Below are 13,334 nucleotides of genomic sequence, written 5' to 3' on the forward strand. Positions count from 1 at the left end.
GAATTCGATTTGTCTGAAGCCAATAGCCGTCATCACTTGCTTTTCGGCCCGCTGTCCACTTTGTATTAGCAGCTTTTTTTACTCATGCCGCCGCGTTCTGCCCGCAAGAAAGCTTGGAACCAGAGGCAACATCTGTGATAACGTCATCTGACGATACCCGGAACAGGTTTAACCATGAAAAACACTGCGCTGGCGATGCTCTTGCTGAGTCTGATGAGCTTCTCCTCCGTCAGCAAGGCACTTAACGAATTTGAAGCGGAAGATCTTGCCGATCTGACTGCCATTTTCGTCTATCTGAAAAACAATTGCGGCTATCAGGATCTGCCCAATGAACAGATTCGCCGGACGCTAGTGGCATTTGCGCAGCAAAACCGTTGGGATCTCAGCAATTACAATACGTACAACATGACGGCCATGGGTGAGGACAGCTATCGTGATCTCAGCAAGATTGCGATCCCTACGCCTAAAAAATGCCAATCGCTGGCTCGTAATTCACTCGGACTGCTTTCCTACGCGCAATAATTCTCTCTCTTTCCGGGCTGACTGAAATTTGACCGTGCAAGCGGCTCAAGAGTTAGCTATGATGGCGCGCCAATTTTCATGGCTGTTATCGCGGAGGAAGCCCTAACATGTCCCAGAAAGAAATTTGGTATGAAACCCTGCATGCCAACTTCGGTCAGTATTTCTCTATTGATCGGGTGTTGTATCACCAAAAGACAGATCATCAAGATCTGATCATTTTTGAAAACGCCGCGTTAGGTCGCGTCATGGCGCTTGATGGCGTGGTTCAAACCACTGAGCGTGATGAATTCATCTATCACGAAATGCTTACCCACGTTCCATTACTGGCTCACGGCAACGCTAAACGCGTGCTGATCATCGGCGGCGGCGACGGCGGCATGCTGCGTGAAGTCAGTCGACACCGCAGCGTTGAGCATATTACCATGGTAGAAATCGACGCTGGCGTGGTGGAATTCTGCCGCCAATATTTACCCAACCATAATGCCGGCGCTTATGACGATCCTCGTTTCAATCTGGTCATTGATGATGGCGTGAACTTCGTTAATCAATGTTCCGGGAAATTTGACGTCATCATTTCTGACTGCACCGATCCCATCGGACCAGGTGAAAGCCTGTTTACCTCGGATTTTTATCAGGGATGCGCGCGCTGCCTGAATGAAGGCGGGATTTTTGTCGCCCAAAACGGGGTCTGCTTCCTACAGCAAGATGAAGCCGTTAACAGCCATAGAAAACTCGGTCACTATTTCAGCGACGTCAGTTTTTATCAGGCAGCTATACCGACCTACTACGGCGGCATTATGACATTTGCCTGGGCCAGTAATAATGCGGCGCTCCGTCAGCTTACCACCGAAACATTACGCCAACGCTTTGCGGCTTCGGGTATTGAATGTCGCTATTACAATCCGGACATTCATGTGGGTAGCTTTGCACTACCGCAATATTTATTAAACGCATTATCCGGCGCACGGTAATTATCGCATTAGCAAATCAATAAGGAGGTGACTTAAATTGCACAAGCTGAAACTACACGGCTTTAACAATCTGACCAAAAGCCTGAGTTTTTGTATTTACGATATCTGTTACACCAAGACAGCCGATGACCGCGACGGTTATATCGCCTATATTGATGAACAGTATAATGCCAACCGCTTAACAGAGATCCTGACCGAAACCTGCTCGATCATCGGGGCCAATATTCTTAATATCGCCCGCCAGGACTACGAGCCACAAGGCGCCAGCGTAACCATTCTGGTCAGCGAAGAACCCATGGACCCGCGTGATGTCGATAACTCGGAACATCCAGGCCCCTTGCCCAACGCGGTGGTCGCTCATCTGGACAAAAGCCATATATGCGTACATACCTATCCGGAAAGCCATCCTGAAGGCGGGTTATGTACTTTTCGCGCCGACATTGAGGTGTCGACCTGCGGCGTGATTTCACCATTAAAAGCGCTTAACTATCTGATTCACCAGTTGGAATCAGATATTGTAACCATTGATTATCGCGTGCGGGGCTTTACCCGTGATGTCAATGGCGTAAAACATTTCATCGATCACCAGATCAACTCCATTCAGAATTTTATGTCAGAAGACATGAAATCGCTCTATCACATGATGGACGTGAATGTTTATCAGGAAAATATCTTTCACACCAAGATGTTGCTGAAAGATTTCGACCTGAAACACTATCTGTTCAACGTCAACCCTGACGCACTGAGCGCTGCGGAACGCAAGAGAATCACCGACCTGCTGTATCACGAGATGCAGGAGATCTATTACGGCAGGAATCTGCCGATACTGTGATCTTTTTGAAGGGAGCGAGGCTCCCTTCCCCTACCATCACTACCGTTTCTTAAAAATTATTTTTCCCCTGACCTCACCTTTTCCCTTGTCCCATCTGGGTTAGTCGCCTTTTGCATAAGCTCACTGATAAATCCTATATATTGTATGGTTGAAATTCAAAACAACTACATCTAGTATTCAAGTCGTGACCTCATCACTACTGATGGTTGCTTCGTGGATCGGTCAGGGTACAGATACCCGTTGAAGATAGCCGCTCCGATATACTTCTCTCACGCCAAAAGGTAAATACGAATCATGCGTATTACTATTTTCACCAAACCAGATTGCGTTCAATGCAATGCGACATGCCGTGCACTGGATAAACAGGGAATTGACTATCAACTGGTGGACTTAACGGAAGATGCCCAGGCGTTACAGCAGGTAAGAGCATTAGGTTATCAGCAGGTGCCGGTCGTCATGACAGCCAACGATCATTGGAGCGGTTTCCGTCCGGACAAAATCAGTACGCTTCACGCATCCCAACGGCTGCAATAAGGGGGCGCGATGAACCCACTGGTCTATTTTTCCAGCCAGTCGGAAAACACCCATCGTTTCATTAGCAGGGTTGGGCTGCCCGCCCTGCGAATCCCCATCGCGACCGAGCTGCCGATACTGAAAGTGGATCAACCGTATATTCTGGTGGTTCCCAGCTACGGTGGCGGCAGTAGCAAAGGTGCCGTACCCCGTCAGGTGATCCATTTTCTGAACGAACGGCAAAATCGTGATTACCTGCGTGGCGTTATTGCCGCAGGCAATATGAATTTCGGTGCAGCGTACTGCATCGCGGGTGACATCATCGCGCAGAAGTGCCAGGTACCTTACCTGTATCGCTTCGAGCTGCTTGGCACCGCAGAAGACGTTGCAAATGTGCGTAAGGGAGTAACTGAATTTTGGCAACAACAGAATCCGTGATCACTAAACCAGCCAGCACGGAGCTGGACTACCATTCTCTGAACGCCATGCTGAACCTCTATGATGCAGAGGGGCATATCCAGTTCGAACAGGACAAACTGGCCGCACGGCGTTATTTCCTGCAACACGTGAATCAAAACACCGTGTTCTTTCATAATCTGGAAGAAAAACTGCGCTATCTGGTCGAAGAAGGCTACTACGAAGCCGAAGTCTTGGATCAATATGCCTTCAGCTTCATCAAGAGCCTTTTCCAGCAGGCCTACAGCCATAAGTTCCGCTTTCAAACGTTCCTGGGGGCGTTCAAATATTATACCGGCTATACCCTCAAAACCTTTGACGGCAAACGCTATCTGGAACGTTATGAAGATCGCGTCTGTATGGTAGCGCTGACCCTTGCCGCAGGCGATGCCGCGCTTGCCAGCGCCATGGTCGACGAAATCATCAGCGGTCGATTCCAGCCGGCAACGCCCACGTTTCTGAACTGCGGCAAAAAGCAGCGTGGCGAACTGGTTTCCTGCTTCCTGTTGCGAATCGAAGATAATATGGAATCCATTGGCCGCGCGATTAATTCGGCGCTTCAGCTTTCCAAGCGTGGAGGCGGCGTCGCCTTCCTGCTTACCAACATCCGTGAAACCGGCGCGCCAATCAAACGCATAGAGAACCAGTCATCCGGTATTATTCCCGTGATGAAAATGCTGGAGGATGCCTTTTCCTACGCCAACCAGTTGGGTGCGCGCCAGGGCGCCGGCGCGGTTTACCTCAACGCGCATCACCCCGATATCCTGCGTTTTCTGGATACCAAACGCGAAAATGCCGATGAAAAAATCCGGATTAAAACGCTGTCGCTGGGGGTAGTCATACCAGATATCACGTTCCAGCTCGCTAAAGACAATCAGGTGATGTACCTGTTTTCTCCCTACGATGTCGAACAGGTGTATGGCGTTCCGCTGTCGGAAATCAGCATCAGCGAAAAATACCATGAAATGGTAAACGACAAACGCATTCGCAAGTCACATATCAAGGCCAGAGAATTCTTCCAGATTCTCGCCGAGATCCAGTTTGAATCCGGCTATCCCTACATGATGTTTGAGGATACGGTAAATCGTGCGAACCCGATTCAAGGGCGTATCAACATGAGCAACCTGTGCTCTGAAATTTTGCAGGTTAATGATGCCAGCCTGTACGACGAGGACCTTGGCTATCGCCATGTCGGCAAGGATATCTCCTGTAACCTCGGCTCGCTGAATATCGCCAAAACCATGTCGTCTCCCGATTTTGGGCTAACGGTGGAAATGGCCATTCGCGCCCTGACCGCCGTTTCCGATATGAGCCACATCCGTTCCGTGCCTTCTATTGAGAAAGGCAACGACGAATCTCACGCTATTGGCCTCGGTCAGATGAACCTGCACGGCTATCTGGCGAAAGAGCGTATTTTTTATGGCTCAGAGGAAGGTATTGATTTCACCAACATCTATTTTTATACCGTTGCCTATCATGCCATTCGCGCCTCAAACCAACTGGCAATAGAACGTGGTCAGCGCTTCAAAGGTTTTGAAAACTCGAAGTATGCTTCGGGTGAATACTTTGACAAATACATCGAGCAGAGCTGGTTGCCTGCTACGGAACGCGTAAAGGCGCTGTTTTCACAAGCCGGGATCGCCATTCCCAGTCAACAGGATTGGGCCGCTTTACGCGAATCGGTCATGGCCTATGGTATTTATAATCAGAATTTGCAGGCGGTGCCCCCAACAGGTTCGATTTCTTATATCAATCATTCCACATCCAGCATCCATCCGATTGTGTCACGCATTGAGATCCGCAAAGAGGGCAAAATTGGACGGGTTTACTACCCTGCCCCCTATATGACCAATGACAATCTGGAGTATTACCAGGATGCCTACGAAATCGGGCCGCAGAAGATCATTGATACCTACGCCGCCGCCACCCGGCATGTCGATCAGGGGTTGTCGCTAACGCTGTTTTTCCGCGATACCGCCACCACGCGGGACATCAATAAAGCGCAAATCTATGCGTGGACCAAGGGTATCAAAACCATCTATTACATTCGTATACGACAGATGGCGCTGGAAGGTACAGAAGTTCAGGGCTGTGTGTCCTGCGCGCTATAAGCCATCGCTGAAGGAAATCCGATTATGACATTGCTAACGCGCGTCCAGGCCATCAACTGGAACAAAATCGAAGACGATAAAGATTTGGAGGTCTGGAATCGGCTGACATCAAATTTCTGGCTGCCGGAAAAAGTGCCGCTTTCCAACGACATCCCCTCATGGGGAACGCTGAACGCCCATGAACGCCAGTTGACTATCCGAGTATTTACCGGACTGACGCTGCTGGACACCATTCAGAACACGCTGGGCGCACCGACACTCATGCCCGATGCCGTTACTCCGCATGAAGAGGCCGTGCTATCCAACATCTGCTTTATGGAGGCGGTTCATGCCCGTTCGTATAGCTCCATTTTTTCGACGCTTTGCCTGACCAGTGAAGTGGATGACGCCTATCGCTGGAGCGAGGAAAACCCGGCATTACAGAAAAAAGCATCGATCATCCTGTCGCATTACCGTAGTGACGATCCGTTGATGAAAAAAGTCGCCAGCGTTTTTCTGGAGTCTTTCCTGTTCTACTCCGGTTTTTACTTGCCAATGTATTGGTCAAGTCGGGCTAAATTGACCAATACCGCCGATTTGATACGATTGATTATCCGTGATGAAGCGGTACATGGTTATTATATCGGCTATAAATTCCAGCAAGGTCTGGCGAAAGCGGACACGGCACGTCAGCAGCAGGTTAAAAATTTCGCTTATGATCTATTGCAGGATTTGTATGACAATGAAGTGCTGTATACCCAAGAGCTGTACGATAGCGTTGGCTGGACGGAAGATGTCAAAAAGTTCCTGCACTACAACGCCAATAAAGCGTTAATGAACCTGGGCTATGAGGCGCTGTTCCCTGCCAGCATGACGGACGTGAATCCAGCAATTTTATCCGCGCTGTCACCCAATGCTGACGAAAATCACGACTTTTTCTCTGGTTCCGGTTCTTCATACGTGATTGGCAAAGCCGTTAATACGGAAGATGAGGATTGGGATTTCTAACGGAAGTCCGGCTCTGAAATGACAAAGCCCTGAATCATCGCTGGTTCAGGGCTTTTAAATTAAGTGGCGGAACGGGCGGAAATCCACCTCATTACTCATCATCACTTATCTGAGTAAGCTCATTGGGATTAATGAGAGACATTCTGTCTCTCACCGAAGTCCAGCCGCTGGCTGGACATAAGGTATATAATCACCATGGAATAATAAATTTTTGTTTGCTAAAAAAACCAGCACACAAAAATCACGTCTTACGACACGCCGGTTCGCCCACCGTTTGTGATGAACCGCATTTCCATTTATTCACGCCATCGCTAATCACGTAGTCGCCGTAGTCATTTTCAACACTGAGCGTCTTGCTGTTCACGCCCTCCAGCAGCTGCGCGTCCACATTGACGAACCAGACATGGCTTCCGTCTGTAAAGACCCGATCTTCATTATCATTCCACGGCCTGACGTTCTGTACTTTTACATCCGCGACGGAAAAGGGCTGCAATTTACCGAAGACATAGAATCCCGCCTTGCTCACCGCATTGCTGAAGGTCAGGCAGCGCAGTGTGCCGGCATCCACATCCGGCCGTTTCTCCCCCATGTAGTGGATCTGGTCGTCAATGCTGGCCCATCCCCGACAGGGGCTATAGATATTTACGCTGCGCTGGTAAGGCAGAACGATATCCTTTTCACCAATAAAGAAATAATGCGCCTTATCGTAGGCCTGATTCACGGCCGGCGTTTTAAAGCTGGCGGCATCCGCCTGTTTCAGCACTTCGCCGGTACGGATGAAGATATGTTTGCCGTCGCTGAAAAACGGAAATTCCAGCGCTTCGAAATGGTCGCCGTCCACTGGTTGCGGCATCAATTTACAGTAGGAATACGCGCCTACATTAGTCAGCAAAAAGGTATCCAGCACTTTGGCGGTGCCGGGATCGAAACCTTGCGGCAACAGCGCGCCATTGCAATAAAAATGCCCATCTGACCGGGCGACGGCTATCGTCATATCGCCTTTGTACAACAGCGTAAAATCATCCGTCTTCGCGCCTTCCAGTACGGCCGGCGCCGCGTTGGCATCCAGTTGAAAGACCACTTGGCCGTTGATATTTTTATAAGGATATTTAACTTCCGCGTGACTCGCCGCACTCATCATTCCCGCCAGCGCAACCATCGCCCCGATAACAACCGACTTTTTCATTTTTCCCTTCCTTTGCCATTAACAGAAAACGAATCTGTTTATTCTCCAATACGCTCCGACGCACTTATTTTCCTTTCCCAGTGCAGCGCCAGTTTTTTGCGCGGCATTAATCTATTCGGTGATGCCTCCAATTAGTAGAACATGTATTTTTCGATGAGAGCGCCAATTACCTTTTCGTGTAGTTCTACAGAGCGTGAAAAGCAGAGGGTTCGCCGGGCGAGCCTTTTTATTCTGGTTCTCAGCGTCAGGTTGTTACGTTCAATACGATGAGTAAATATCTTGCCAGTCAGATGCTTCTCCTTCGGCACCTCTCTGGCATAACGGCCCCAGTCATCGCTGATTATCGTGCCGATGTTAAAAGGGGCGAGTGAAGCGGTCAACTAAAACTGGCCACGGGTTTAGCGTTTTTCCAGAACCGATTTTCCGATTCGTTTGGTGGTAATCCACCGTTATAGCCGTGCGGTCTGAGCGTACTGTAATATCCCACGATATAGTCCGTTATGGATCAGGCTGCTTCAGCTTTGCTTTCTGAACCCCGGAAGAGGAAAGAGGACGGGTAATGATAGCCATTTCTGCTCCTTGATAAACACTGGCTGAAAGCCGTTTTCAAAAAGTTGAATGGCTGCAATGTTCTGGAATTAAACCACATTTCCGTCATAAACAATTCAAAATGAGTGTACCGGAATACCTTCTTCGGGCGATCTACTCATTATCTTTGGCTTCCCCGGCACGCCGGTGGAAATATAGGGACGGAAAAAAACCGCAAGCCGTTGATGACGTTGCGGTTTCTTAACTCATAAGGATGTATGAAAACATCCAAAGACAATGATGTGGCGGAACGGACGGAAATCTACCTCATCATCCATCTATGTGATAAATAAGAAAATCCATCACCATTCGTCATCGCTGTGGGCCGCATTGTAGGCCATTTTGAAAGGCGTCTGCAAGCACGATTCTCGCGCCATCGTTCTAAACAAGCAATTAACAGATTCAATTACTCAGTGGTTATCATAGCCTACAAGCTATATCTGACCGATAACTACTGGATAAACACGCTCTTCCACACCATTACTAATTAAGAGTTTTAATTTATTCCAGGATAAATTAAAAACATTCAATCAGACGTCACCGTCGGCCACCCTTGAACGACTTTTCCGCCGTGCGCGCAACCGTCTCCCATCCTGACCACCGGTTTACCTTCAATGGTGAAGATAGATGAACCCGAAACCAGGCCATCCAGCATCCCGACACCCGTACACAGCGCTTTTCCACCCACCACGGCGACAGGAACGCCATTGATAGTGACAATCGATTGACCGGCATTAATAATTGGACCGCCGACATGCGGCACCGGACCCGGTTCAACTTTTGGGCAAATATGCATATGCCCCAGTATTGCCACAGGCTTCCCCATACATCCTCCTATAATAAATAAGGCCTTTCCCGTTTTTCTGCTTGCGCATCGGCAATACTATGATTGACACGAATACGACCATTAAAGTCGCCGCCATTTACCCAGGAAAAAAGACAAGCATCTGTACGCTGAATAAACGGATTAAGTTCAATCAATGTTGTAGTAAATTTCCCATCTTGATAATCAATGGCAATGTCTGCAACCACGGAATTCATATGTAATACAGGCAAGAGTTTTTGCAAAAACATGATTATTTGAAGGCGTATTTCATTTTCCTTTTCTTTGAGAAACGGAAAGTACTCCATACAGTGATATTGAGAAACGCCAATGACTTTAGCATCCCGAATGAAACATCTGAACTCTCCCCAGCGCGGAATATCGCGCCATTCCCTCAGGAACAACCAAACAGGTGTTGACGATTGCAGACAATCCCAAAGATAGGATGCGACGCGATGACTAGATACCGATAGTTGTTTTACTACCCCATCAACCGTATTCAATCGAGAAAGAGAAGTACCATGGTAGCTAACACCCCCAAATCGCACAAAAGCGGGCTTATTTAACACTGACAAAGCATATTCGATATCGTCACATAACTGTGTAGAAAAAACCGGTTTTTCCAGTAGTCCTCTGGCGGTCATAAATTCATCGGTACACGCACCAATGGCGATAACATCTCTCTCATGAAGCTCAATACCTTCACTCTTGAAAGATAAAGACAAAATATCTTCCGACCAGTTTTCAATAAACGTCTGTTTGTGCTCAGAGTACATGCTCAATCAGCCTTAACATCCTGTTGTTGACAGTAGCATATAGAGAAATTACAATTCATCTTCCAATGTTGGCGTATTTAGAAATTCTTTCAGCGAGTGAGCCAGAAACCCCAACCCCTCACCTATGACTAAATTGTCAACATAATATCGCCAATGAAATACATGTTGATAAGTGGGAGAATTAGGTCTTACGTCATAAATAATATAGGCATCTCCATCATCATCGTAATTTCTTCCTATAGCAACAAGGCCATTTACCAAGCCATTTTCGTCAGAACCTGATAACATATTTGTTTGTGAAATTAATCTTTTACTATTAGACAAAACATTCACAAGAACGACTATCAATTTCGAATTATACTTACATAAACAAGATGATTTATCGTCAATTGGACTGCATGATTCATCATTTGTCAGAGCGAGAAAATCTTTATATTCTCTAGGTAGTTTTACATTTAGTCCATTTTCTATAGATAAAATACTGGCATTTACTTTTATCTCATCAGGAATAAATCCCCCATTGCTAATTACCCAGTTTTTCAGGTCTTCTTTTTCAATAGTCATATTAAAAATCCTCACTTCGCCACATTGAATCACCACCTTTATGAGGGGTTCCGCCATTAACTTTACCTGCTTTATTATAAGCAGTATGTATATCAATATCCACGTAACTCATTGTTACTCCATCAGGCTCATGGTGCCAAGTTCCAATATCATTTTCGTCTGGAGCGAGTTTTTTTCCATATTTTTCATTCAGCGCACTCTTAGCTTTTGTGAAATCGGAACGATCTCCCCCCATATCTATTTCTACTTGGTAAGGCTTATCTCCGTTACCAAACGGTTTTCCATCCTTCAATGGCGGAAATTCTGAGAAGTCAGGATGTCCATCTTTATACGGGATCCCCTCTTTACCATGACGCTGAACTGCATCATAAAGGCTCTTGTTCTTTTCAGGATCGGGCTTATATATTCCTGTCCCCGGCGGGCAAGGTTTTCCATCTTTATCTACCCAGGTTCCTTTTTCTGACGATGGAAGACGGCCAGGATCCATAGATTTGTCGTTTTCAAATTTTTCACGAGCCAGCTTTTTGCATTCTTCTGTTTTGCACTTTCCAAGCTCGCTGTCCAATTTTTCCTTTTTTCTCTTGGCTATCAATTCGTTCCAGTATTTTTTTGCATTTTTACGCGTTGCTGCAAACACTTTCGTATTCAGCGCAGCTTTGGCCTTAGATAAGGCTTCCGTCACCTTTTCAACTTTTGCCGCTATTTTCCCTGCTTTCGCAGCATCACCCACTATCGGGATAAGTCCCAATACATCCAGTGCGGCTCCACTCCAGTCGCCTTTGAAAAGCGAACGCCCCAATGACGCCACATCTGCCGCCGTACCAAACGGTGGCGGTGCGGCTCCTGCTGCTGCCAAGCCACCATCAATAATAAGCTCACTGTATTGAGACTCCATTTCAAGCACTTTCTTGCGATCTGCTTCAATTTCAGGACTCTCACTCCTTGCTCTGATATTCGCCATATTATTCTCCCTGTCGTCTCACCGGCTTCACTCCGGGAACCAGTAATTCGGATGACTCTGCATCAGCGCATCAACCCCTTGTTCTTCGCTGACCTCGCTAAACAGCGCTTCAAGCCGTTCATCTTCGCCCCGCGCTGTATCCGCAAGGATTTGCTTAAAACCATCAAACTCAAAGAAGTTCGACCCAACGCCCCACATGAAATACAAAAATTTCGCCTGATTGGTCGGTTTATGGATATGGAACTTTTTCGCTATCTCCCGGCCATTCAGCGTCATCGTATACAGGGTTTCCGGCTTATGCCCTTGCTTGTGCTCCGGCAGGGTTTCTTCCATCACTTCATCCACAAACCACCGGGAAAAGTCTTTATCGCTCATCAGATGCGATTCCATTTGCAGGTCATCAAAGTGCCACATGTTCAGTGCTCTCCTCCTGGTTTGGGGTAACCGGCAATGCCAGCGTAGTTACATTCAATCCGCGGGCATCATGGGTGAAATGCATTAACTGCGCCGACTCATCGGTAGTTTCCGTATAGACGGCATAAAGCGGGGCAAAAAAGTCCGCCTGCTGCGCTGGCGTCAGTCGCGGAATAAACTGATTAAAGGCTTTAGGCTGGTAAAAACGGAAAAAGTAAGTTTTGCCATTATTGATGACTTTGGTGAACTTCTTGAAATGCCTGACCAGCGGTATCAATGGCAGCGTGCTGCGCACAATGATGCCCCATTGCCGCATATAACCGTCCGCCAGCCACCAGTCCAGAACATCACTGTGCGCATTAATCTGCACCAGATAGGGCGCCACGTGGCCGAGATTATCCAGCACCGACACATCAAACAGCGAGCGATAGGATGGCGCAAAACCTTCCAGACAGATGGCAATATCCGGGCTGGCTGCCGCATTCAGCAACAGGTAGGTGTGAAGGTTTTTTTCGTGTTCATCCACAATCGTGGATGCGGGAGTGAATACCGTCTGTTTCAGACCGTCACTCACCGCGTCGTAAGGATTGTCCAACATAATGCCTCCCTGCCTATTTTTTCTTATACGGACACTCTTCCGAGAACGGTTTGTCGCTGCTCAGCGCCGCCGCCTGCTCCGCCTCGCCACCGGACATATCAATGGATGGTGCTTTCAGCTTGATGCTTTTCGCCTGGATGGTCACGCCGCTGTCGTCGATGGTAATCGTGCCGCCCGGCCCGCCAATCACCATCTTTTCTTTAGCGTAAAGCGTATGCTTTTTGGTGCGGGAGAAAATGGCACTTTTGCTCTCGATATCGTATTTATCCCCGACCAGCAGCTTCAGCACCTGCCCGACTGACAACGTCTGGGTATGACCGACCAGCGTGTTTTTATACAGACCGACCTGCTCGGTACTGGCGATACCGGTAGTATCCGAACGAAATTTCTCGACGACCGTATTGAAAATTCCAGAACCGGGCATCAGGCTGGAAAGCAATCCGGCCAGCGAGGTGCCTTTCGATACCATATCCAGCCCGGCCTGGGATTTGAATCCGCCCGCGTCGGTAAAGGACTTCCCGGCGGTCAGCGACATCGTTTCCGCTGCCGCCCCAACTTTATTGATGTCATCGGCAAACTGCTCCACGCCCGGCTCGCCCACTTTAGCGGATTCCTTTTTCATGAATTTTCCGCTGTTGGCTATCAGGCTGAACAAACCGCCCAGCAGTCCGAGTCCCTGCCCGCCCACCGTCAGATTCATATTGCCGCCGACCCGATGCTGGTGATGTTTTCCAATTTCCGTATTCTGATTTTCGCCAATACTCTCCACCACGCTGGAGTCCACGCGTTTGGTCATGTCGTGCAATATCTTGACCGACATATCTTTCTGAGCGTGGATATGAATATTTTCCCGCCCGGATTCATCCTCAAAAGAGAGTTCATTGAAACCGCTGCCCTGATGGGTGTCGGAACGCAACACCATCTTGGTTTTATGCTCCGGTAGCGGATACGGCACCGGATTGGTAGCATGAAAGGTCCGCCCCGTCACGATAGGCTGGTCCGGGTCGCCTTCCAGGAAACTGACGATAACTT

Annotated in this window: 15 protein-coding genes and 2 pseudogenes; 7 read left to right on the top strand and 10 right to left on the bottom strand. The window is 48.1% G+C overall.

Features of this window, described 5'->3' with window-relative positions; translation table 11 throughout:
- The first annotated feature begins 174 nt into the window (after positions 1–174).
- The 7 genes from DDT52_RS19255 to nrdF all read left to right on the top strand — a co-directional run bounded on the left by DDT52_RS19255 (position 175) and on the right by nrdF (position 6,392).
- Positions 175–522, top strand: coding sequence for a YacC family pilotin-like protein (locus DDT52_RS19255; protein ID WP_109055849.1), 348 nt, complete (start codon positions 175–177; stop codon positions 520–522).
- 107 nt (positions 523–629) lie between these two features.
- On the top strand, positions 630–1,493 hold the full coding sequence (speE, locus tag DDT52_RS19260; protein WP_136157789.1) for a polyamine aminopropyltransferase: 864 nt from the start codon (positions 630–632) through the stop codon (positions 1,491–1,493).
- A 37-nt stretch (positions 1,494–1,530) separates the two neighbouring features.
- Positions 1,531–2,325 (top strand): adenosylmethionine decarboxylase, encoded by a 795-nt coding sequence (gene speD, locus DDT52_RS19265; RefSeq protein WP_136157790.1) that lies wholly within the window; start codon positions 1,531–1,533, stop codon positions 2,323–2,325.
- Positions 2,326–2,619: 294 nt separating this feature from the next.
- Complete coding sequence (gene nrdH, locus DDT52_RS19270) at positions 2,620–2,859, top strand: glutaredoxin-like protein NrdH (protein WP_109055852.1); 240 nt, start codon at positions 2,620–2,622, stop codon at positions 2,857–2,859.
- 9 nt (positions 2,860–2,868) lie between these two features.
- The gene (gene nrdI / locus DDT52_RS19275; protein ID WP_136157791.1) at positions 2,869–3,276 is read left to right on the top strand and encodes a class Ib ribonucleoside-diphosphate reductase assembly flavoprotein NrdI; all 408 of its coding nucleotides are present in this window, start codon (positions 2,869–2,871) and stop codon (positions 3,274–3,276) included.
- The gene (gene nrdE / locus DDT52_RS19280) at positions 3,255–5,405 is read left to right on the top strand and encodes a class 1b ribonucleoside-diphosphate reductase subunit alpha (protein ID WP_136157792.1); all 2,151 of its coding nucleotides are present in this window, start codon (positions 3,255–3,257) and stop codon (positions 5,403–5,405) included. Before nrdI ends, nrdE begins: the two co-directional genes overlap by 22 nt.
- A gap of 24 nt (positions 5,406–5,429) precedes the next feature.
- Complete coding sequence (gene nrdF / locus DDT52_RS19285) at positions 5,430–6,392, top strand: class 1b ribonucleoside-diphosphate reductase subunit beta (RefSeq protein ID WP_136157793.1); 963 nt, start codon at positions 5,430–5,432, stop codon at positions 6,390–6,392.
- A 241-nt stretch (positions 6,393–6,633) separates the two neighbouring features.
- Here nrdF and DDT52_RS19290 read toward each other — a convergent pair whose 3' ends face one another.
- From DDT52_RS19290 to DDT52_RS19335, 10 genes and pseudogenes are all read right to left on the bottom strand, one after another.
- Entirely contained in the window at positions 6,634–7,578 is a 945-nt protein-coding gene (locus DDT52_RS19290) for a DKNYY domain-containing protein (protein ID WP_136157794.1), read from the bottom strand.
- Positions 7,579–7,709: 131 nt separating this feature from the next.
- Positions 7,710–7,958: pseudogene (locus DDT52_RS19295) on the bottom strand (IS1 family transposase); the annotation flags it as partial.
- Positions 7,955–8,083 (bottom strand): annotated as a pseudogene (locus DDT52_RS19300) (IS3 family transposase); the annotation flags it as partial. The pseudogenes DDT52_RS19300 and DDT52_RS19295, both read right to left, overlap by 4 nt.
- A gap of 609 nt (positions 8,084–8,692) precedes the next feature.
- Complete coding sequence (locus DDT52_RS19305) at positions 8,693–8,992, bottom strand: PAAR domain-containing protein (protein WP_136157795.1); 300 nt, start codon at positions 8,990–8,992, stop codon at positions 8,693–8,695.
- Positions 8,993–9,000: 8 nt separating this feature from the next.
- Positions 9,001–9,765, bottom strand: coding sequence for a cell division cycle protein 123 family protein (locus DDT52_RS19310; RefSeq protein ID WP_136157796.1), 765 nt, complete (start codon positions 9,763–9,765; stop codon positions 9,001–9,003).
- Positions 9,766–9,813: 48 nt separating this feature from the next.
- The gene (locus DDT52_RS19315) at positions 9,814–10,329 is read right to left on the bottom strand and encodes an SMI1/KNR4 family protein (protein WP_136157797.1); all 516 of its coding nucleotides are present in this window, start codon (positions 10,327–10,329) and stop codon (positions 9,814–9,816) included.
- A gap of 1 nt (position 10,330) precedes the next feature.
- On the bottom strand, positions 10,331–11,290 hold the full coding sequence (locus DDT52_RS19320; RefSeq protein WP_136157798.1) for an HNH endonuclease: 960 nt from the start codon (positions 11,288–11,290) through the stop codon (positions 10,331–10,333).
- A gap of 27 nt (positions 11,291–11,317) precedes the next feature.
- Entirely contained in the window at positions 11,318–11,704 is a 387-nt protein-coding gene (locus DDT52_RS19325; protein WP_136157799.1) for a hypothetical protein, read from the bottom strand.
- Positions 11,691–12,302 carry a DUF4123 domain-containing protein gene (locus DDT52_RS19330; protein WP_136157800.1) on the bottom strand — a complete coding sequence of 204 codons (612 nt, stop codon included), beginning with the start codon at positions 12,300–12,302 and terminating at the stop codon, positions 11,691–11,693. Before DDT52_RS19330 ends, DDT52_RS19325 begins: the two co-directional genes overlap by 14 nt.
- Before the next feature lie 13 nt (positions 12,303–12,315).
- On the bottom strand, positions 12,316–13,334 hold a 1,019-nt coding region (locus DDT52_RS19335), incomplete at its 5' end, for a bacteriophage T4 gp5 trimerisation domain-containing protein (protein ID WP_425591566.1).

The sequence above is a fragment of the Brenneria roseae subsp. roseae genome, from assembly GCF_003115845.1.
GTDB lineage: Bacteria > Pseudomonadota > Gammaproteobacteria > Enterobacterales > Enterobacteriaceae > Brenneria > Brenneria roseae.